This is a genomic window from Micromonospora sp. CPCC 206060 (assembly GCF_036906895.1).
Classification (GTDB): Bacteria; Actinomycetota; Actinomycetes; order Mycobacteriales; family Micromonosporaceae; genus Micromonospora.
Genome location: NZ_JBAKHU010000211.1, coordinates 1 through 1,590, shown reverse-complemented (window position 1 = coordinate 1,590; position 1,590 = coordinate 1). Strand labels below are relative to the sequence as shown.

Below are 1,590 nucleotides of genomic sequence, written 5' to 3'. Positions count from 1 at the left end.
TAGCTTGATCTTTAACCTCCGAGGGTTCTGCGGGGACCCTGACCGATCACGGAAACAGCCCTTGGTCGATGATCTTCTTGTCTAGGGAAGAACATCGATAACCAAGGGCTGTTCTGGTGACCAGTGTGCATGACCGTGGTCCGGCTGATGCCGTCGGGGAGTTGGCGGGGTTCCGGCGAGAGTTCTACGACTGCATGACCGCTCGGGCTGACGCGTTGTTCGACCTGACCGACGCAGTGTTGTGCGCCGACGGTCCGGTTCGGTCGCTGGTGGAATTGTCGCTGGTGGGTGAGCACCGTCGGGGTCACGGGGCGTTGTATGACGCCCTCGCCTGCGGTCGACTGGACATCGATCGGCTGCGCGCCGCCCTCGCAGCGGTGCCGTTGCCCCGGGCGGCTGACGGGCGTCTCGTCCTGGCGGTCGACATCACCTGTTGGCTGCGGCCGGACGCGCACACCTCACCGCAACGGCTCCTGTGTCACACCTACGGACGCGGCAAGGATCAGACCATCATGGTCCCGGGTTGGCCGTATTCGATGGTCGTGGCCTTGGAACCGGGCCGTAGTTCGTGGACCGCGCCGTTGGACGCGGTGCGGCTGGCGCCTGGTGATGACGCGGCCACGGTCACCGCTGGGCAGCTGCGGGACATCGTGGGGCGTCTGATCGCGGCCGGGCAGTGGCGGCTCGGGGACCTGGAGATCCTGGTCGTGGCCGACGCCGGCTACGACGCGCCCCGACTGGCGTTCCTTCTGCGTGACCTGCCCGTGCAGGTCCTCGCGCGGATGCGCTCGGACCGGGTACTACGCCGAGCGGTACCGCCTCGGCAGCCCGGGACGATCGGCCGGCCGCGCCGGCACGGCGACGAGTTCGTCTTCGGCGATCCCACCACCTGGGGTGAGCCGGACGCAGCCACCCTCGCCGACACCCGTCTCTACGGCACGGCGTGGGCCCGCGCCTGGGACCGGCTGCATCCACGCCTGACCCACCGATCCGCCTGGATCGACTCGACGGAAGTGCTGCCGGTCATCGAGGGAACCGTCATCCGTTTGGAAGTCGACCATCTCCCCAGCGGCGCGACCCCGAAGCCGGTCTGGCTGTGGTGGTCCGGCGTCGACGCCACCCCGGGCGACGCCGACCGGCTCTGGCAGACGTTCCTACGCCGCTTCGACATCGAACACACGTTCCGCCTGTTCAAACAGACCCTCGGCTGGACCTGCCCCAAGATCCGCACCCCGGAAGCAGCCGACCGATGGACCTGGATGATCCTCGCCGCCTACACCCAGCTCCGTCTGGCCCGCGCCCTCGCCGCCGACCTGCGCCGCCCCTGGGAGAAACCCGCACCACCGCAGCGTCTGTCACCCGCCCGCGTCCGCCGAGGGTTTCGGCACCTCCGCAAGAAGGCCACCTGCCCGGCCGGTGCACCCAAACCCTCCCGGCCAGGACCAGGGCGGCCACCCGGCCGCCGCAACACCCACCCCACCCCGCGCTACGACGTCCACACCGCAACCACCACGAACGCCAAGACACCAGCGGCAAAGAAGACGAAGTCCGTCAATCCCCGTCCACGCCGCACAGGTTAAAGATCAAGCT

1 protein-coding gene is annotated in these 1,590 nt (G+C 68.6%); it reads left to right on the top strand.

What is annotated here, in order from left to right; translation table 11 throughout:
• Window positions 1-116 precede the first annotated feature (116 nt).
• Window positions 117-1,580, top strand: a complete 1,464-nt coding sequence (locus tag V6U90_RS33295) for an NF041680 family putative transposase (RefSeq protein ID WP_334445133.1) — start codon at window positions 117-119, stop codon at window positions 1,578-1,580.
• The last annotated feature ends 10 nt before the right edge of the window (window positions 1,581-1,590 follow it).